The organism is Pelagibius sp., from assembly GCF_028281305.1.
Taxonomy (GTDB): Bacteria; Pseudomonadota; Alphaproteobacteria; order Kiloniellales; family Kiloniellaceae; genus Pelagibius.
The window spans coordinates 21,998-39,501 of sequence record NZ_JANQKD010000089.1 but is presented as its reverse complement, the minus strand read 5'-3'; the positions used below and the strand labels follow the sequence as shown (position 1 = coordinate 39,501).

Genomic DNA, 17,504 nt, shown 5'->3' with positions numbered 1-17,504 from the left:
CTCGGCCGCCTCGCGGCAGCCACCGCTGTCCCATGGACTTGCCCCCATGACGCCCAGAGGCCAAGGTATGGCCCGACGCGTCCGCGGGGGCGGTTCCCGCAAGGGTAGAGGGTGGCGCTCGGAGCTTAAGAAAGGGATAAGCCGTGAATGAAATCTTGAGCGATGCGGGCCTGGACCAAATCTTCCGTAGCGCCAGAACCCATTCGGCCTGGAAGGACGCGGAAATCAGCGATGTGCTGCTGGAGGCCATCTACGACCTCGCCAAGATGGGGCCTACAAGCGCAAATTGCAGCCCGATGCGGGTTTTATTCCTTCGGAGTGCGGAAGCCAAGGAACGTCTGCGGCCGGCGCTCGACAAGGGCAATGTGGACAAGACCATGGCGGCCCCGGCGACGGCGATCATCGCCTACGACCTGGAGTTTTACGAGCATCTGCCGAAGCTCTTTCCCCACGCCGACGCGCGGGCCTGGTTCGCCGGCAACGCGGCCAAGATCGAAGAGACGGCCTGGCGCAACGGCAGCCTGCAGGGCGCCTACTTCATCGTCGCCGCCCGCGCCCTGGGGCTGGACTGCGGACCGATGTCGGGCTTCGACCGGGCCAAGGTCGACGCCGAGTTTTTTGCCGGCAAGCCCTGGCGCTCGAACTTTCTGTGCAACCTCGGCCACGGCGATCCCGACACGCTGTTCCCGCGTTCGCCGCGGCTTGAATTCGATGAGGCCTGTCAGCTGCTGTGAGGCGGCAGTTGGCCTATTGGGCCGCGGCTTCGCGATCCGGCGCCGGCGTCATCATTGGCAGCGGCGCCGCGGCGTCGCACAGCAGCGGATAGCGCCGCGAATCGAAGAGCTGGTAGTGCCACCATTCATAGCGATACCAATCCCACCCGGCGGCAGTCATCAGCCCCAGCAGGATCGCCCGGTTACGCTGGACCTCGGCCGAGAGGTCGGGATGACCATGGTGGGCAGCAGGTGCAAAGTCGTCGAAGGGCGTGCCCATATCCAGCGCCGCCCCGCTTGCCCCATCGATCAGCGTCAGATCGACGGCGATCCCGCGGGAATGGTTGGAGCCACGCTGCGGATCGGCGATGAACTCCGGGTCGGGATAGGCCTCCCAGAGCCGCCACTGCGCCTCGACCGGCCGGAAGGCGTCGAAAACCCTGAAGCGCAGGCCCAGGGCGGCAGCCAGCCCGATCGCGCGCGTCAGGGTGGTGGCGGCTTCAGGGTGCAGCTGCGCAACCGCCCGTCCGTAGATCGGTTCTCCGGTGAAGTTCTCCGTAGTGGCGTAGGCCAGATCAATGTCGACATCGAAGGCGGGCGGAGCGATCGCGATCAGGCTCATGGCGGGCTGGGTCTCGGCAGGCTGGTTTTGGGCAGGCTGGTTTTGGGCAGGCTGGGTTTTGGCAGGCGGGTTTTAATCAGAAGGGCCCTTGGTAGCACGGCTTTCGTATCGCCGGTAGGCCGGCAGGGGTGGCGGTGAAAGTCGCCGCGCCCCACCTGCTTGCCGTGGAGGCGGCGGGCGCCGCCTGTTCGGCGGCGATCTGGTCCGGCGGTCGGGTTGCCGCGCGGCGCTTTGCCCCCATGCTGCGCGGTCAGTCGGAACATCTGGTGCCCATGATCGCCGAGGTGATGGCCGCGTGGGACGGCGGCTTTTCCGCGCTGGATGCCATCGCCGTGACAACGGGGCCTGGCGGTTTCACCGGCGTGCGAATCGGCCTGGCGACCGCGCGCGGTCTGGCGCTGGCGCGGCGTCTGCCGCTGCTGGGCCTGTCGTCCTTTGAAGTGGCCGCCGCCGCCGCGACCGAGGCGGAACGCTCCGGCCGTGTGGTGGCGAGTCTCATCGACTCCAAGCGCGCGGACGTCTTTCTGCAGTGTTTCGATTCGGCGCTCGAGCCGCAGGACGGGCCGCGCGAACTGAGCCTGGAGCGCCTGTCCGCCGCGCTGCCCGCAGGTCCCCTGTTGCTGGCCGGCGATGCGGCGGCCCAGGCCGCCGCCGCGCTGGCTGCCGCCGGGCGCGGCGATGTTGCCGTGGCGGCCGCAGCCGGGCCGGGCGATGCCGGGGTCCTGGCGGCGCGGGCGGCGCAGCGGCTTGTGGCGGGCGCGGTGGAGGCCGATTCGGCCCAGCCGCTCTATCTGCGTGCACCCGATGTCACGCCGCCCGGATCCGTCTCCGGCCCCGTCTCCGGCCCCGTCTCCGGCCCCGCCGCTGCCCGCAGGTCCCCAAGCGGCAACTCTGCGGACGGCACCCAGCCGCGGCGCCGGCGATGACAGACCTTTCGATTCGCCCGGCAACGGCCTGCGATGTGGCCCTGCTGTCGGCCTTGCAGGCGGCCTGTTTTCGGCCTGACGGCGCCGCCGAAAGTGCCGTGGGATCACAAGAGGGGCCCCAGGAAACGGGCCACATCGGGGCGGCCTGGAGCCTGCGCTCCTGGGCTGAGGTCCTGGCGATGCCGGGCAGCTTCGCCCTGCTGGCGGCCCGGGCGGGGCCGACTCCCAACGCAGGGGGCCACAACGCAGAGGATGAGCCGATAGGGTTTTTTCTCGCACAGGTGCTCTTTGCGGACGGCGAGCTGCTCAGCTTCGGCGTCGTCCCCCTGTGCCGCCGCCGCGGTTACGGGCGGCGGCTGCTGGCCGAGGGACTTGCGGTTGCACAACGTCAGGGCGCAGAGCGGATTCAGCTAGAAGTCGCAGAGAACAACCGCCGCGCGCAGAACTTTTACGTTTCAGCCGGTTTTTCTTTGGTCGGGCGTCGTTCCGCCTACTATGGGCTGGGCGATGGCAAGGCCGTGGATGCGCTGATTCTGCGGAAACCCCTCGCCTAAACCCCAGGAGTCCTACGATTGCGCCTGCAGTCTGCCGCCTGCTGCGGCGCCGGGGCCCTTATCGGGCGCAACTCTGCAGCGCCCGGCCTGGAACCCGCCGGTCTTGGCGCAATTGGCGCGTCTTTGATGTATATCTTCTGGGTCATTTGGAAAAGAGAAGTCAACGCCTTGCCAGTTCGGTTATTTATTATTTTCGTATTGAATAATTGTTGATTCTCTTTCGAAGAATTTTTATATAGGCCACAGCAATGTGGAGGAGTTCAAGAGGTCAATGTCTGAGCAAGCGAAGCAAAGCGAATTGCTTTCCTTGACGACGAACATCGTCGCTGCGCACGTCTCCAACAACTCGGTTGCGGTTACCGACCTGCCGATGATCATTCGTGACGTCTACGAGACGCTGTCGAACGTCGGGACCGCGCGGGAGCGTGAACCGGAACGGCCGTCGCCGGCCGTGCCGATCAAGAAGTCGGTGACGCCGGACCATATCGTCTGCCTCGAAGACGGCAAGAAGCTCAAGATGCTGAAGCGGCATCTGAAGACCGCCTACGACATGTCGCCGGAGGACTACCGCGAGCGCTGGGGCTTGCCGGCCGACTATCCCATGGTCGCGCCCAACTATGCCAAGCAGCGCAGCAAGCTGGCCAAGCAGATTGGCTTGGGTACGCGCGCGCGCCGGAAGTAGGCGCAGTGTCCGGGGCGGTTCGGCTTCGCTGCACTGCGCGGCGCTGCCGGGCGCCGAAGCGGTCTTCCCAATTGGATATCTCTATGAAAGAAGGCGCCTCCGCCTATTAGGTGGGTGGCGTCTCTTCCGTTATACTGGTCGGTTAGGGACAGGGCTCGGGTGCGCAAGTGAGGGTGTTCCGTCAAACGGCGCTGCGGACCGTGGAGCGAGCGGCCGCCGGGCTCTGCGACGCTTGGTGGCCGATTATGGGTTGGGGAAAGTATGCCGGATCGCCTGGAAAAACTGTGTATTGAAAAGGGTCTGAAGATGACCGAGCAGCGGCGCGTGATAGCGCGTGTGCTGTCGGAATCGACCGACCATCCGGATGTGGAAATGGTCTACCAGCGGGCCGTGGAGCGCGACCCGCGGATCTCCATCGCGACGGTCTACCGCACCGTCAAGCTGTTCGAGGAAGCGAGTATCCTGGAGCGCCACGATTTCGGCGACGGGCGTGCGCGCTACGAAGAGCGTCCGGACGAGCATCATGACCATCTGATCGATGTGAAAACCGGCGAGGTCGTCGAGTTCACCAATGAGGAGATCGAGCGCCTGCAGAACGAGGTTGCCAAGGCGCTGGGCTATCGGCTGGTGGACCACCGTCTTGAACTCTATGGCGTGCGCCTGAGCCGCGAAGAGGAGAAAGACGCTCCCAAATCGTCCGGGTCCAAGGGCTAGGGGCTGCGTCGAGACCTCGGCGGAAGCTGCATCGCGCGGCACAGGCGGATGAGTCTTTGCCAGTGTTAACGCATAGTTGTATGGATGTTGCATGAGCCTTGCGGAATCAAAAGCCGATCGCCCGGTCGACGTCGCCGTCGGCAATCTGCGTATCCGCCTGGCGGAAGACCCTGCCGAGATCCTTGCGGCGCAGGCCTTGCGATACCGTATCTTCTACGAGCAGATGGCGGCCCAGCCGACAGCGGAAATGCGCGCGGCCCGGCGCGACTTCGATTCCTTCGACGATTTCTGTGATCATCTTCTGGTGTTCGACGAAGAGCGCGGCAGCGGGCCGGAGTCGGTGGTCGGGACCTACCGGGTGATGCGCCGCGAGGGTGCGACCCGGCGCGGACAGTTCTATTCGGTCGACGAGTACGACATCGCCGCAATCGAGTCCTATCCCGGCGAGATCCTGGAACTCGGGCGGTCCTGCGTCGATCCCACCTGCCGCAGCGGTGCGGCCATGCAACTGCTCTGGCGCGGCATTGCGGAGTATGTCTTCTACTACAACATCAGCATCATGTTCGGCTGCGCCAGCCTGCCGGGTACCGACCCGCAGCAACTGAAACTGCCGCTGTCCTATCTCTACCATCACCACCTGGCGCCGCCGGCGCTGCGGGCCCGGGCGGTGGACGACCGGCGGGTGGCCATGGATCTGCTACCCATCGAAGAGGTCCAGATTTCCGAGGCGCGGCAGGCCCTGCCGCCGCTGATCAAAGGATACCTGCGGCTCGGCGGCTTCGTCGGCGATGGCGCGGTGGTCGACCACGACTTCGGCACCACCGATGTCTGCATCGTCGTGAAGACCGACTGGGTCACCGAAAAGTACCTGCGCCACTATAAGCGCGAGGAGCCCGGTTCGTCGGCCGGCGCCCTGGCACAGGGCGTGTCCTCCGGCGCTGGGCAGGGCCCCGGAAGCGCCCGCTAGGATCTCTCTGGTTCCAAGACGGCCTCCTAGCCCATGACGCCTCTCAGCCTATGACTGCCCCGAACTTCGGCTCGCCGACGACCGCCGTCGGCCGCATGCTGGTCTACTTCACCTTTACCGCAGCCGTAATGCCGGTGCAGTGGTTGGCGGTAAGCCTGCGCTGGCCGCTGCGCAAGACACTGCCGCACTGGTACCACCGCCACTCCTGCCGGATTCTGGGCATTCGGATCGAGGCGCGCGGCGAGGTCTCCCAGGCGCATCCGACGCTCTTCGTCGCCAATCATGTCTCCTACCTCGACGTGGAGATCCTGGGGGCGCTCTCCAAGGTTTCCTTCGTCGCCAAGGCGGAGGTCGCCACATGGCCCTTCTTCTCCTGGCTCGCCAGGCTGCAGGAGACCGTCTTCGTCGAACGCCGCGCCCAGCGCACCGCCGAGCACCGCGATGAAATCGCCCGGCGGCTGGAGGAGGGCGACGATCTGGTGCTCTTCGCCGAAGGCACTTCCGGCGACGGCAACGGTATTCTGCCGTTCAAGAGCGCCCTCTTCTCGGTTGCCGAGCGCCGTCCGCGCGGGCAGGCCCTTACCATCCAGCCGGTTTCCATCAGCTATACGAGACTCGACGGCGTGCCTCTGGGGCGCTATCTAAGGCCGTTTTTTGCCTGGTACGGCGATATGGAGCTGGGCCCCCATCTCTGGCACGCGCTGAGCCTCGGCTATGTAACGGTGGTTGTGGAGTATCATGAGCCGGTGACCATTGAGGGCTTCGGCTCCCGCAAGGCGCTCTGCGACCACTGTCATGCCGTGGTGTCCGGCGGTGTGGCTTCGGCGCTGTCCGGGCGCCCGCAGCGCCCTGCGGGCCTGCTGGAGGCGGGATGAGCGCGGGCTTGCGCCGCTTTAGGCGGGGGTTCGCCGGGGCGAAATATGGTACTATAGAAAGGGTTGTCGGAGAGAGGGGTATCGGCTCAGGCCGCGCATCGTGGGCCGCAGTTTCCGGGCGGCGCCGACGATCTGCAGGGTCGGGCCGGATACAGGACGCCAGATTAGGACGAGTGTGAAGCAGAACCGCAAAAAACGCCTCTTCATCAAGACCTACGGCTGTCAGATGAACGTCTACGATTCCGCGAGGATGGCAGACGTCCTGGCGCCGCTCGGCTATGCGCCGGCCGACAGTCCGCGCGGCGCCGACATGGTGATCCTCAACACCTGCCACATCCGCGAGAAAGCCTCGGAAAAGGTGTTCTCCGAACTGGGCCGTCTGCGTGCCTTCAAGGAGGAGCGCCGCGCCGCAGGTGGCGAGATGGTGCTGGCGGTCGCCGGTTGCGTGGCCCAGGCCGAGGGCGATGAGATCCTGCGCCGCGCGCCCCAGGTGGATCTGGTCTTCGGTCCGCAGACCTATCACCGCCTGCCCGAGATGGTAGTCCGGGCCGCGCGCGCCGGCGGCCATCTGGATATCGACTTTCCCGTGGAGTCGAAGTTCGATCACCTGCCGGAAGAAAGCGCCGATCCCGGGGCCGCCGCCTTTCTGTCGATCCAGGAGGGCTGCGACAAATTCTGCAGCTTCTGCGTGGTTCCCTATACCCGCGGGGCGGAGTTCTCGCGGCCGGTCGCCGCGGTGCTGGCTGAGGCCCGGCGTCTCGCCGCTGCCGGCGCGCAGGAGATCACGCTGCTCGGCCAGAACGTCAATGCCTATCACGGCGAGGCCGCCGACGGCGGAACCTGGGGTCTCGGCCGGCTGCTGCGGGCGGTCGCAGAGATCGAGGGCGTCACCCGCCTGCGGTACACCACCTCGCACCCGCGTGACATGGACGATGCACTGATCGCCGCCCACGGCGAAGACCCCAAGGTCATGCCCTATCTGCATCTGCCGGTGCAATCGGGCTCCGACCGGGTGCTGGCCGCCATGAACCGCCAGCACAGCGCCGACGACTATCTGCGCATCGTCGACCGGTTGCGGCTGGCACGGCCCGACATCGCCCTGTCGTCGGACTTCATCGTCGGCTTTCCCGGCGAAACCGATGCCGACTTTGCCGCAACCCTGCGCCTGGTCACCGAGGTCGGCTACGCCCAGGCCTACTCCTTCAAATACAGCCCGCGCCCGGGCACTCCGGCGGCGGTCGAGGCCGATCAGGTGCCCGAAGAGGTCAAGACCGAACGCCTGGCGGCTTTGCAGCAACTGCTCGGCGCTCAGGCCATGGCCTTCAACCGGGCCTGCGTCGGCAAGACGCTTCCGGTGCTGCTCGAGAGGCCGGGGCGCAAGGCCGGCCAGTTGGTCGGCCGCAGCCCCTACATGCAATCCGTCCACGTGCCGGTCTCTTCCGTCGGCCAGGGCCGCTTGACCGGCGCGCTGCTCGACGTCGCCATCGAGGGTGCCACCGCCAACTCCCTCTCCGGCCGCCTGGTCATGGCCGAGGACCTGATCGCCGAGGACCGCCGTGCTTCCAAAGCCGTTGCCGCTGCGGTCGACTCTCTGGCAGAAGGCCCCGCACAGGCCCCGGCAAGCGCAAGGATCTCAGCTTGAGCTCAGACAGTCTCAGCGGCGCGGCCGAGGGCCGCAAGGGTGAGCCGATCTTCCTGCAGTTCGATGACAACAGTCTTCTGCCGCTGCTCTACGGCGAGCACGATCAGAACCTGCTGCGCATCGAGCAACAGCTCGGCGTGAGCCTTGCCTCGCGCGGCAACCGCCTGGCGATCACCGGTCCGGCGGATTCCGTAGAGGCCGCCAACGCCGCCCTCACCGCGCTTTACGAACGGCTGCGCAAGGGTCTCGACGTCGGCGACGGCGAGGTCGATGCGGTGATCCGCATGGCGGTCCAGGCGCCTGACCACGAAAGCGGCCATCATGCCGCGGCGGCGGTGCATTCCGACGAGCTGGCGATTGTGACCCGCAAGCGGCGCCTGACGCCGCGGTCGCCGGGGCAGAAGGCCTACGTTCAGGCCCTGCGCAGCCACGAGATGGTCTTCGGCATCGGGCCGGCCGGCACCGGCAAGACCTATCTGGCCGCGGCGATGGCGATCTCGATGCTGATCGACGGCGTGGTCGAGCGGATCATCCTCTCGCGCCCGGCCGTCGAAGCCGGCGAGCGGCTTGGCTTCCTGCCCGGCGATCTGACCGAAAAGGTGGATCCCTATCTGCGGCCGCTCTACGACGCGCTCTACGACATGCTGCCCGCCACCCAGGTCGCCAGCCGCCTGTCGAACGGTGAGATCGAAGTGGCGCCGCTTGCCTTCATGCGGGGCCGCACACTCTCCAACGCCTTCATCATTCTTGACGAGGCGCAGAACACCACGCCGGTGCAGATGAAGATGGCCCTGACCCGTTTGGGCGAGAACAGCCGCATGGTGATCACCGGCGATCTCTCGCAGATCGACCTGCCCAGGGGTGCGCCCTCGGGCCTTCGCGAGGCCGCCGGCATCCTGGCCGATATGGAAGGGGTCGCCTTTGTCCAGTTCACGGCAGCAGATGTCGTGCGCCATTCCCTGGTGACACGCATCGTGCGTGCCTATGCCGCCTACGACGCCAGCAGATCCGGGGAGGGAGATCTTTTCGGTCCGCAGCGATAGGACTGGCCCTCCCCGGGACCTCATCTGGGGCACTGGGATCAGGGGCTGCCGCCGCCGGAACCGATGGCCGAGACAATGAACGAAACATCTGGCAACGACGCATCTGGGAACGCCTTAACCGGAACGGGCCGGCTGGAGATCGCCATCATCGTCCAGGACGAGGCGTGGAAAGAGCATGTCGCCGGACTGGAGGCGATCGCCCGGCGGTCGATCGAGGCGGGGCTGCAGGGCGCGGCGCGGCGCGACCCCGGCCATACGGCTGGCGAGCGGCTCGAAGTGAGCCTGGTCTTCGCCGACGACGACGCTGTCGCCGCCCTGAACAAGGGCTACCGCGGGCGCGAAGGCCCGACCAACGTTCTGTCTTTTCCGAACATGGACGGGGCCCCGACCATGATGGGAGAGGCCCCGCCGGCCCGGGACCCAGCGGGCGCGCCGCCGCGCCTGCTGGGCGATATCGTCCTGGCCCGTGAAACGGTGCTGCGCGAAGCCGCGGAGCAGCGCAAGAGTATCGCCGATCACAGCACGCATCTGCTCGTGCACGGCTTTCTGCATCTACTCGGCTACGATCACACCACCGACGCGGAAGCCGACATCATGGAGTCCCTGGAGGTGGCAGTGCTGGCCGGCCTGGGGGTGGCCGACCCTTACACCCCCGCAGACCCTTACACCCCCGCCGACCCTTACACCCCCGCCGACCCTTACACCCCCGCGGACCTGCAGGCGCCGGACGGGCCGGGCGGGGGCCCGGCGGGTCAGGATGTCCCCGGTCAGGATGTCCCCGGTCAAGACGTCCACGGTAACGATATCCCTGCGCATTCCGCCTCCGGTCGTTCTGTCTCTGGCGGCGGGAGCTGAGCCATGGCCGAACCTTCCGGCAACGGACGAAGTCCCCGGGGCAACGGCCAGAACGGCATAGGGCTCTGGCAGCGTCTGCGCGGGCTGGTGAAGTCGCGGCAGAGCGAAGCCCAGCTGCGCGAAACCCTTGAAGAGATCATCGACGAGATCAAGGAGGTCGAGGGCGAGGAGGAGGTCGTTGCGCCGATCAGCAGCGACGAGCGGGTCATGCTCTCCAACATCCTGCGGCTGCGCCACCTCACCGCCTATGACGTCATGGTGCCGCGCGCCGATATCGTCGCGGTCGATCTCGACACGCCTATCGAGGCGCTCATCGATGTGATGAGCGAGGCCGGACACTCGCGCCTGCCGGTCTACCGCGAGACCCTGGACGAGGTGGTCGGCATCGTCCACATCAAGGACGTGCTGACCTACATGAAGGGCGAGCGCACCTTCGATCTGGTCGACCTCGTGCGCCGCATTCTCGTCGTCGCCCCCTCCATGCGCGTGCTCGACCTGCTCTTGGAGATGCGCCTCTCGCGCGTTCACATGGCGCTGGTGGTGGATGAGTTCGGCGGGATCGACGGGCTGGTGACCATCGAAGACCTGGTCGAGGAGATCGTCGGCGAAATCGAAGACGAGCACGACGTCGCCGAAGGGCCGAAGCTGATCGAACGCGCGGACGGCAGTCTGCTGGCCGACGCCCGGGCCACCATCGAGGAATTCGAGGCCAAGATCGGTCCGGTGCTGTCGGAGGAGGAACGCGAAGAGGACATCGACACCCTGGGTGGGTTGCTGTTCTCTCTGGCCGGGCGTGTGCCCGGCCGTGGCGAGTTGGTCGAACACGAAAGCAGCGGTGTCAGCTTCGAGGTTCTGGAGGCCGATCCGCGCCGGGTGAAGCGTCTGCGCGTTCACAATGTCGCTGACCGTCTTGCCCGTCACGGCAATGACGGCTGAGACCGGCGCCGGCGGCCCGCAGGGCGAAGCCCGGGCCTGGCCGCAGCGCCTGGCCGCGCTCAGCGGATGGCGCCGCCTGGGCCTGGCCGCGGTCTGCGGCGGACTTGCGTCCCTGGCGATGCCGCCGCTCTATCTCCTGCCGCTCCTGGTGCCGGCTTTCGTGGGTGCGTTCTGGCTCCTCGATGGCGCAAGGACGGGGCGTCAGGCGGCGCTCACCGGCTGGGCTTTCGGCACCGGTCATTTCGCCGTCGGCCTCTACTGGGTGGGTCACGCCTTTCTGGTGGATGCGGAGCGTTTCGGCTTTGCCATGCCCTTCGCGGTTGGCGGCCTGGCGGCCGGTCTGGCGCTTTTTCCCGCCCTGGCCTTCTGGATCACCGCGCGCAGCAGATTGACGGGGCCGGCCCGCGTCGTCTGTTTCGCGACCGCCTGGCTGCTGGGCGAAGGTCTGCGCAGCTGGGTGCTCACCGGCTTTCCCTGGAACCTGATGGGGTCGGTCTGGGCCTTTTCGTCCGAGACGATACAGCTCACCGCTTTGGGGGGCGTCTGGCTGCTCAGCCTGATCACGGTGACCGCGGCGACGGCGCCGGCCCTGCTGGCCGGGCGGCCGGGGCGCCGCCACCGTATCCGCGGCTTTGTCGCCGTGGCGCTGCTGCTGCCCGCGCTCTCCTGGGGCTACGGGGCCTGGCGCCTGGCTGGCGCGCCGGCAGCCGGGACGGCGATGGTGGAGGAGGTGCGCCTGCGCCTCGTGCAGCCGAGCATTCCTCAGGCGCTGAAGTGGCGCCGCGATCTGCGCGCCGAGCATGTCCGCACCCAGATGCGCATGTCGCTGGCCCCTGGCTTCGAGAACCGCACCCATATCATCTGGGCGGAGACCGCGATCCCTTACCTGCTGTCTGCCGAGCCGGTGCTGCAGCGCGAACTCACCGCCGTGGTTCCGCCGGGCGGCTTTCTCATTGCCGGTGCGCCCCGGGTCGAGCCGGACAAGCCGGAAGGACGGATCTGGAACTCCCTCTACGCGCTCGACGACAGCGGGCGGATCGCGGCGACCTTCGACAAGGTGCACCTGGTGCCCTTCGGAGAGTACACCCCGCTGCGCGATCTCCTGGGCCTCGCCAAGCTTACCGCCGGCAGCCGCGACTTCTCACCCGGCCCGGGTTTGCAGACCATCGACCTGCCCGGGCTGCCGGCCTTCAGTCCGCTGATCTGTTACGAGATCATCTTTCCGGGCAAGGTCACCGCCCCGACCGCACAGGGGCGCGCAAAGGGGGGTGCAGAGGGGGGTGCAGAGGGGGACAGGGCCGCGCCGCGCTGGCTGCTCAATGTGACTAACGATGCCTGGTTCGGCGACTCCAGCGGTCCCTATCAACACTTCGCCTCTGCGCGAATGCGTGCAGTTGAAGAAGGAATACCTCTCATTCGTGTTGCCAATAACGGAATTTCGGCAGTGGTGGACTCTTACGGTCGAATTCTCGATCAAATTAATCTCAATGATCGAGGTATTATTGATACAGAACTACCCGAGGCTGCTACAGGTCGAACCATTTATTCCCATGCGGGTAATTGGCTCTACTTGGTAGAATTGTTTCTATCTACTTGTGTTATATTTGTGTTGCGGCGTTTCGTTTAACCGACTAAGACATAGAGCCCTTGACGAATCAACCGGCTGTTGGCATACAGGTGTATGCCTAAAGTCCTACGGTTCTGTTGATTCCTGAAACTAAGGTAAGGTGCGAATGGCGCGACAGGGTGCGGCGCTGGGTGACCGCCGGACAGGCGGGCCAAATCCGGTCGATGTGCATGTGGGGGGCCGGGTTCGCTTGAGGCGGACACTCCTTGGCATGAGTCAGGAGAAGCTCGGCGAAGCGATCGGGCTGACATTCCAGCAGGTTCAAAAATACGAGCGGGGCGCGAACCGTGTGGGCGCGAGCCGCCTCTTCGATCTGTCGCGTGTGCTCGACGTGCCGGTGGGTTTCTTCTTCGATGAGATGCCCAGCGACGTCGCCGCGAGTTCGCCGGCGCAGCGTCCGGGTGTGACCCAACCTCCCGAGCAGGAACTCGATCCTCTCGTGAAGCGGGAGACCCTGGAGCTGGTCAGGGCCTACTACAAGATCGAAGATCCCAGTGTGCGCAAACGCCTTTTCGAGATGACGAAGGCCCTGGCCGCTGCCGCCAGCAAGGACTCCGCCAAAGAAGACGAGTAGCGCCCCTTTCCCACGGCGCTTGCGTAAAGGTCTTTCGGTACAAAGCAGAACCACTGTCTTTTTCGGCCTGCGATGCTTCGGTGTCGCTGAGGCCGCCCGGCATCCTTTGGCGGCCGCCCGACCCGTATCGGGTGCGTTCCTTGCAATGCTCTTCAGCTTGTTTCTTGCAATTGCCTGACGGCATCGCTATTCCCAGCGGGCTGTAATGGTCTTAGGGCCCGAACGAGCGGGAGCAAAACAGTGCGTAACGGCAGCTATCTCTTCACCAGTGAATCGGTTTCGGAAGGTCACCCCGACAAGGTCTGCGACCGGGTCTCCGATGCCATTGTCGACACCTTCCTCACCCACGATCCGTTTTCTCGCGTCGCCGTTGAAACACTGTCCACGACAAATCGCATCGTCCTTGCGGGTGAGGTGCGCGGTCCCGCCGCGGTCACCAGCGACCTGATCGAGCAGGTCGCCCGCCATGCGGTCAAGGAAATCGGTTACGAGCAGGAGGGCTTCCACTGGGACCGCATGACGGTGGAAAACTTCATCCACGAACAGTCGGCCGACATCGCCCAGGGCGTCGATGCCGCCGGCAACAAGGATGAAGGCGCCGGCGACCAGGGCATCATGTTCGGTTATGCCTGCCGTGAAACCGAAGAGTTGATGCCCGCCCCGATCTATCTCTCCCACAACATCCTGCGATCCCTGGCCGAGGCGCGCCACTCCGGCGCCGAGCCGGGGCTGCTGCCGGACTCCAAGAGCCAGGTCACTCTGGAGTACGTCGACGGCAAGCCGGTGCGGGCCACCTCCATTGTGGTGTCCACGCAGCACAGCGGTGACCTGGATCAGGACGAGGTGCGCGAGATCGTGCGGCCTCACGTGGTCAACGTGCTGCCGGACGGCTGGATGTGTGCGGAGGAAGACTTCTACGTCAATCCGACGGGCCGCTTCGTGATCGGCGGACCGGACGGCGATGCGGGCCTGACCGGCCGCAAGATTATCGTCGATACCTACGGCGGCGCCGCGCCGCATGGCGGCGGCGCCTTCTCGGGCAAGGATCCCACCAAGGTGGATCGTTCGGCGGCCTATGCTGCGCGCTATCTGGCCAAGAACGTGGTCGCCGCCGACCTCGCCGACCGCTGCGTGATCCAGCTCTCCTACGCCATCGGCGTTTCCAAACCGCTGTCGGTCTATGTCGACGGCCAGGGCACGGCCAGGGTTGACGAAGCGAAGCTCTCAAAGGCTCTGCAAGATCTGATGGACCTTTCGCCGCGCGGTATTCGCGAACACCTCTCGCTGTCGCGACCGATCTATGCCCGCACCGCCGCCTACGGCCATTTCGGGCGCGCGCCGGACGCCGACGGCGGCTTCTCCTGGGAGCGTACCGATCTCGTCGATCCGCTGCGCAGCGCCGTCGGCCTGTAGCGGTTTCTGCGGGCGCTCCCTTCCGAGGGTTTGAGGGCGTCGATGGCGCGCGACGGTCAGCGGCGCAACCTCTATGGCCGTCGGCAGGGGCGCCCCTTGCGTGCCGGCCGGCGGGCGCTTCTGGAAGCGCGCCTTCCGGACCTGCAGGTCGGGCTTCCCGATCCGCCGGGCCGGCTGGCTGCCGGGGCCCTCTTCGATCCCTTGCCGGACCGCCTGTTTCTGGAGATCGGTTTTGGCGGCGGTGAGCATCTGGCCTGGCAGATGGGGCGGCATCCCGACGCCGGCTTTATAGCGGCCGAATACTTCATCACCGGCGTGGCCAGTCTGCTCGACCAGCTGCCGGCCGAGCCGCCGCCGCACCTGCGGCTCTACATCGGCGATGCGCGGGACCTCATGGAGTGCCTGCCGGATGCTCTGTTCGATAAGATTTTCATCCTCTTTCCTGATCCCTGGCCGAAGCGCCGTCACCACAAGCGCCGCCTGATCCAGGCGGCCACGGTCGACCTTCTGGCCCGGCTCCTGAAAGACGGCGGCGAGCTGCGGTTTGCCAGCGATGACCCCGGCTATCTCGCCTGGGCGCTGCAGCGCCTGACCGCCCACCCGGCCCTGCAGTGGCAGGCGCGGCGGCCTGGCGATTGGCGCCAGCGCCCGGATGACTGGCCGGCGACCCGCTACGAACAGAAGGCTCTTGCGGCCGGACGCAGGCCGGCCTTTCTGCGTTTTCGGCGCCGGCCCCGCCGGGAGGCAGAGACCGGCCGTTAAGCGCTTGCGGGCGGGCGGCCGTCAGAGCGTCTGGCAGGGCAGCCGACAGGGCTCCCGGCAGGGGGTTTGGCAGGGGGTTTGGCGGGGGGTTTGGCGGGGCACGGAATCCAGAGAAATGCCTTGCGGGCTGCGGGTTGCAGGCGTAAAGTCCGGCTCTGTCAAAGTGGCGATACCGGAGTAACAGGGATCGTCGGGCTACCGAGCGGTGGGCCTCTGGCCCGCCCTTTTTTGTTCGAGCATCACGTCGATGGGAGAGTGGGCAGTGCCCCAGGCCTTGGAACCGGCCTCCTCAGGGCTGGCCAAGACCAGCGAAGGCAAGGCTGCGGAAGTCGAAGCCCTGATCGCCCCTGCGCTGCAGGCGATGGGTTACGACATTGTCCGGGTTCTGCTGTCCGGCGGCGAGCGCCTGCGCCTTCAGATCATGGCCGAGCGCCATACCGACGGCGGCATGAACGTCGACGACTGTGCCGAAGTCAGCCGCGCGGTGGCGGCGATTCTGGACGTCGAAGACCCGATCGAGTCGGCTTACACCCTTGAGGTGAGCTCTCCCGGGATCGACCGGCCGCTCACACGACTGGTGGATTTCGACCGCTTTGCCGGCTTCGAAGGCCGGGTTGAGATGGTCAATCCGATCGACGGGCGCCGGCGGTTCTCCGGCCGTCTTTTGGGCACCCGCGGCGAGTCGGTGGTGCTGGACTGCGAAGAGGGCGAGATTGCCCTGCCCTTTGCCGCCATGCAAAAGGCGAAGCTGGTGCTGACAGACGAGTTGATCGCGGCCAGCCGGCACCCGGATGTGCCGGCGGAGTCGCCGCTGGCCGAGGGGGCCGTGGCGGAAAAGAACTAGCGGTGGTGCCGCCCTGTCGCGGGCGCGCCGCTGACTGACGACAAGACATCTTGGGATTGAGAAACGCGATGGATACCAGCGCTCTTGCACGAACCGAACTTCTTCAGGTCGCCGATGCCGTGGCCCGTGAGAAGTCTATCGAGCGGGACGAAGTTCTTGAGGCGATGGAGCAAGCCATCTCCAAGGCGGGCCGGGCCAAGTACGGTCACGAGCACGACATCCGCGCCGAGATCGACCGCAAGTCCGGCGAGGTTCGCCTGCGGCGTTACCGCGAGGTGACCGACGAGGTCGAGAACGAGTTCACGCAGATCCTGACCAAGGACGCCCAGGCGCGCCAGGACGGTGTCGGCCCCGGCGACTTCATCATCGAGGAACTGCCGCCGATCGACCTCGGGCGCATCGCCGCGCAGACCGCCAAGCAGGTCATCGTGCAGAAGGTCCGTGAGGCCGAGCGCAAGCGCCAGTACGACGAGTACCAGGATCGCGTCGGCGAGGTGGTGAACGGCATCGTCAAGCGCAACGAGTTCGGCAACGTGACCATCGACCTCGGCCGCGCCGAGGCGCTGATGCGCCGCGACGAGACGCTGCCGCGGGAGTCCTTCCGCACCGGCGACCGGGTGCGCGGCTACATCTACGACGTGCGCGAGGAGCAGCGCGGCCCGCAGATCTTCGTCTCGCGCAGCCATCCGCAGTTCATGGCCAAGCTCTTCGCCCAGGAAGTTCCTGAAATCTATGACGGAATCATCGAACTGAAGGCCGTCGCCCGCGATCCCGGCAGCCGCGCCAAGATCGCCGTCATTTCCTACGATTCCTCTATCGATCCGGTGGGCGCCTGCGTGGGCATGCGCGGCAGCCGGGTCCAGGCCGTTGTCAGCGAGCTGCAGGGCGAGAAGATCGACATCATCCCCTGGTCGGAAGACACCGCGACCTTCGTGGTCAACGCCCTGGCGCCGGCTGAGGTGAGCAAGGTGGTGCTGGACGAGGACCAGGGCCGGATCGAGGTGGTGGTGCCCGACGATCAGCTCTCGCTGGCCATCGGCCGGCGCGGTCAGAATGTGCGCCTGGCGTCCATCCTCACCGGCTGGGACATCGACATCATGACCGAGGAGACGGAGTCGCGCCGCCGCCAGGACGAGTTCCGCGCCCGCTCCCAGATGTTCATCGACGCCCTTGATGTCGACGACGTGATTGCCCACCTCTTGGTTGCCGAGGGCTTCACGGCCCTGGAGCAGGTGGCCTTCGTGCCGGTCGAGGAACTGGCGCAGATCGAAGGCTTCGACGAGGAGGTGGCCGAAGAGCTGCGTGCCCGGGCCCGCTCCTATCTCGAGGAAATGGACCGCATCAACGAGGAGCGCCGGCGCGAGCTGGGCGTGACCGACGAGCTGACGGAACTGGAGGGCCTGTCGCCCTCGCTGCTCGTCACGCTCGGCGAGTTGGGCGTGCTGACCCTGGACGATCTTGCCGATCTCTCGGCGGACGAGTTGCGCTTCGCCTCGTCGAGCCTGCGGGGCGAGACGACGCTGGAGGGCATGGCCGGGCTTTCCGAGAAGGAAGTCGAAGAGGTGCTGGCCGGCAGCCCGATGAGCCAGGACCAGGCGAACGGCATCATCATGGCCGCCCGCGCCCACTGGTTCGAGGACGAGGAAGGCGCCCCAGAAGACGCCGCAGAAGGCGCCCGAGAAGGCGCCCCAGGGGATGCAGCCCCGGAGGGCGAAGACGCCGCCCAGGCGGAAAGTCAGCCAGAGAGTTAGGCAG

At 66.3% G+C, this 17,504-nt stretch carries 18 protein-coding genes; 17 read left to right on the top strand and 1 reads right to left on the bottom strand.

Going from position 1 to position 17,504, the window contains the following annotated elements; all coding sequences use genetic code 11:
• Nucleotides 1-152: 152 nt before the first annotated feature.
• On the top strand, nucleotides 153-734 hold the full coding sequence (locus tag Q0982_RS17645; RefSeq protein ID WP_322097058.1) for a malonic semialdehyde reductase: 582 nt from the start codon (nucleotides 153-155) through the stop codon (nucleotides 732-734).
• Nucleotides 735-747: 13 nt separating this feature from the next.
• Here the strand turns inward: Q0982_RS17645 and ddpX are convergent, their stop codons facing one another.
• The gene (gene ddpX / locus Q0982_RS17640; RefSeq protein ID WP_299397667.1) at nucleotides 748-1,335 is read right to left on the bottom strand and encodes a D-alanyl-D-alanine dipeptidase; all 588 of its coding nucleotides are present in this window, start codon (nucleotides 1,333-1,335) and stop codon (nucleotides 748-750) included.
• A gap of 128 nt (nucleotides 1,336-1,463) precedes the next feature.
• On the opposite strand from ddpX, the gene tsaB reads away from it, so the two are divergent.
• The 16 genes from tsaB (at nucleotide 1,464) to nusA (ending at nucleotide 17,500) form a co-directional block, all read left to right on the top strand.
• On the top strand, nucleotides 1,464-2,261 hold the full coding sequence (tsaB, locus tag Q0982_RS17635; protein WP_299397666.1) for a tRNA (adenosine(37)-N6)-threonylcarbamoyltransferase complex dimerization subunit type 1 TsaB: 798 nt from the start codon (nucleotides 1,464-1,466) through the stop codon (nucleotides 2,259-2,261).
• A 179-nt stretch (nucleotides 2,262-2,440) separates the two neighbouring features.
• Nucleotides 2,441-2,815 carry a GNAT family N-acetyltransferase gene (locus Q0982_RS17630; protein ID WP_299397665.1) on the top strand — a complete coding sequence of 125 codons (375 nt, stop codon included), beginning with the start codon at nucleotides 2,441-2,443 and terminating at the stop codon, nucleotides 2,813-2,815.
• A 271-nt stretch (nucleotides 2,816-3,086) separates the two neighbouring features.
• On the top strand, nucleotides 3,087-3,497 hold the full coding sequence (locus Q0982_RS17625) for a MucR family transcriptional regulator (RefSeq protein ID WP_299397664.1): 411 nt from the start codon (nucleotides 3,087-3,089) through the stop codon (nucleotides 3,495-3,497).
• Nucleotides 3,498-3,758: 261 nt separating this feature from the next.
• Nucleotides 3,759-4,211 carry a Fur family transcriptional regulator gene (locus Q0982_RS17620; protein WP_299397663.1) on the top strand — a complete coding sequence of 151 codons (453 nt, stop codon included), beginning with the start codon at nucleotides 3,759-3,761 and terminating at the stop codon, nucleotides 4,209-4,211.
• A gap of 91 nt (nucleotides 4,212-4,302) precedes the next feature.
• Nucleotides 4,303-5,178 carry a GNAT family N-acetyltransferase gene (locus Q0982_RS17615; protein WP_299397662.1) on the top strand — a complete coding sequence of 292 codons (876 nt, stop codon included), beginning with the start codon at nucleotides 4,303-4,305 and terminating at the stop codon, nucleotides 5,176-5,178.
• A 50-nt stretch (nucleotides 5,179-5,228) separates the two neighbouring features.
• The gene (locus tag Q0982_RS17610) at nucleotides 5,229-6,053 is read left to right on the top strand and encodes a 1-acyl-sn-glycerol-3-phosphate acyltransferase (RefSeq protein ID WP_299397661.1); all 825 of its coding nucleotides are present in this window, start codon (nucleotides 5,229-5,231) and stop codon (nucleotides 6,051-6,053) included.
• 175 nt (nucleotides 6,054-6,228) lie between these two features.
• Nucleotides 6,229-7,695, top strand: coding sequence for a tRNA (N6-isopentenyl adenosine(37)-C2)-methylthiotransferase MiaB (gene miaB, locus Q0982_RS17605; protein WP_299397660.1), 1,467 nt, complete (start codon nucleotides 6,229-6,231; stop codon nucleotides 7,693-7,695).
• Entirely contained in the window at nucleotides 7,692-8,738 is a 1,047-nt protein-coding gene (locus Q0982_RS17600; protein ID WP_299397659.1) for a PhoH family protein, read from the top strand. The genes miaB and Q0982_RS17600 overlap by 4 nt, the downstream gene beginning before the upstream one ends.
• 75 nt (nucleotides 8,739-8,813) lie before the next feature.
• Entirely contained in the window at nucleotides 8,814-9,593 is a 780-nt protein-coding gene (gene ybeY / locus Q0982_RS17595) for an rRNA maturation RNase YbeY (RefSeq protein ID WP_299397658.1), read from the top strand.
• 3 nt (nucleotides 9,594-9,596) lie between these two features.
• A complete protein-coding gene (locus Q0982_RS17590; protein ID WP_299397657.1) occupies nucleotides 9,597-10,529 on the top strand; it encodes a hemolysin family protein in 933 nt (310 codons plus the stop codon).
• Nucleotides 10,489-12,156, top strand: coding sequence for an apolipoprotein N-acyltransferase (gene lnt, locus Q0982_RS17585; protein ID WP_299397656.1), 1,668 nt, complete (start codon nucleotides 10,489-10,491; stop codon nucleotides 12,154-12,156). The genes Q0982_RS17590 and lnt overlap by 41 nt, the downstream gene beginning before the upstream one ends.
• Before the next feature lie 106 nt (nucleotides 12,157-12,262).
• Nucleotides 12,263-12,730, top strand: a complete 468-nt coding sequence (locus Q0982_RS17580; protein ID WP_299397654.1) for a helix-turn-helix domain-containing protein — start codon at nucleotides 12,263-12,265, stop codon at nucleotides 12,728-12,730.
• A gap of 240 nt (nucleotides 12,731-12,970) precedes the next feature.
• Nucleotides 12,971-14,143 (top strand): methionine adenosyltransferase, encoded by a 1,173-nt coding sequence (gene metK, locus Q0982_RS17575; RefSeq protein WP_299397653.1) that lies wholly within the window; start codon nucleotides 12,971-12,973, stop codon nucleotides 14,141-14,143.
• A gap of 42 nt (nucleotides 14,144-14,185) precedes the next feature.
• Nucleotides 14,186-14,905, top strand: a complete 720-nt coding sequence (locus Q0982_RS17570) for a tRNA (guanosine(46)-N(7))-methyltransferase TrmB (protein WP_299397651.1) — start codon at nucleotides 14,186-14,188, stop codon at nucleotides 14,903-14,905.
• Nucleotides 14,906-15,167: 262 nt separating this feature from the next.
• Nucleotides 15,168-15,749, top strand: coding sequence for a ribosome maturation factor RimP (rimP, locus tag Q0982_RS17565; RefSeq protein ID WP_299397642.1), 582 nt, complete (start codon nucleotides 15,168-15,170; stop codon nucleotides 15,747-15,749).
• A gap of 68 nt (nucleotides 15,750-15,817) precedes the next feature.
• Entirely contained in the window at nucleotides 15,818-17,500 is a 1,683-nt protein-coding gene (gene nusA, locus Q0982_RS17560; protein ID WP_299397641.1) for a transcription termination factor NusA, read from the top strand.
• The last annotated feature ends 4 nt before the right edge of the window (nucleotides 17,501-17,504 follow it).

Excerpts from the sequence above, each read along its gene's own strand:
- ddpX (WP_299397667.1), bottom strand. The coding sequence starts at position 1,335 with ATGAGCCTGATCGCGATCGCTCCGCCCGCCTTCGATGTCGACATTGAT.
- Q0982_RS17570 (WP_299397651.1), top strand. The coding sequence starts at position 14,186 with ATGGCGCGCGACGGTCAGCGGCGCAACCTCTATGGCCGTCGGCAGGGG.
- ybeY (WP_299397658.1), top strand. The coding sequence starts at position 8,814 with ATGAACGAAACATCTGGCAACGACGCATCTGGGAACGCCTTAACCGGA.
- Q0982_RS17580 (WP_299397654.1), top strand. The coding sequence starts at position 12,263 with ATGGCGCGACAGGGTGCGGCGCTGGGTGACCGCCGGACAGGCGGGCCA.
- Q0982_RS17620 (WP_299397663.1), top strand. The coding sequence starts at position 3,759 with ATGCCGGATCGCCTGGAAAAACTGTGTATTGAAAAGGGTCTGAAGATG.
- Q0982_RS17630 (WP_299397665.1), top strand. The coding sequence starts at position 2,441 with ATGCCGGGCAGCTTCGCCCTGCTGGCGGCCCGGGCGGGGCCGACTCCC.
- lnt (WP_299397656.1), top strand. The coding sequence starts at position 10,489 with ATGTCGCTGACCGTCTTGCCCGTCACGGCAATGACGGCTGAGACCGGC.
- Q0982_RS17625 (WP_299397664.1), top strand. The coding sequence starts at position 3,087 with ATGTCTGAGCAAGCGAAGCAAAGCGAATTGCTTTCCTTGACGACGAAC.
- Q0982_RS17615 (WP_299397662.1), top strand. The coding sequence starts at position 4,303 with ATGAGCCTTGCGGAATCAAAAGCCGATCGCCCGGTCGACGTCGCCGTC.
- Q0982_RS17610 (WP_299397661.1), top strand. The coding sequence starts at position 5,229 with ATGACTGCCCCGAACTTCGGCTCGCCGACGACCGCCGTCGGCCGCATG.
- nusA (WP_299397641.1), top strand. The coding sequence starts at position 15,818 with ATGGATACCAGCGCTCTTGCACGAACCGAACTTCTTCAGGTCGCCGAT.
- Q0982_RS17590 (WP_299397657.1), top strand. The coding sequence starts at position 9,597 with ATGGCCGAACCTTCCGGCAACGGACGAAGTCCCCGGGGCAACGGCCAG.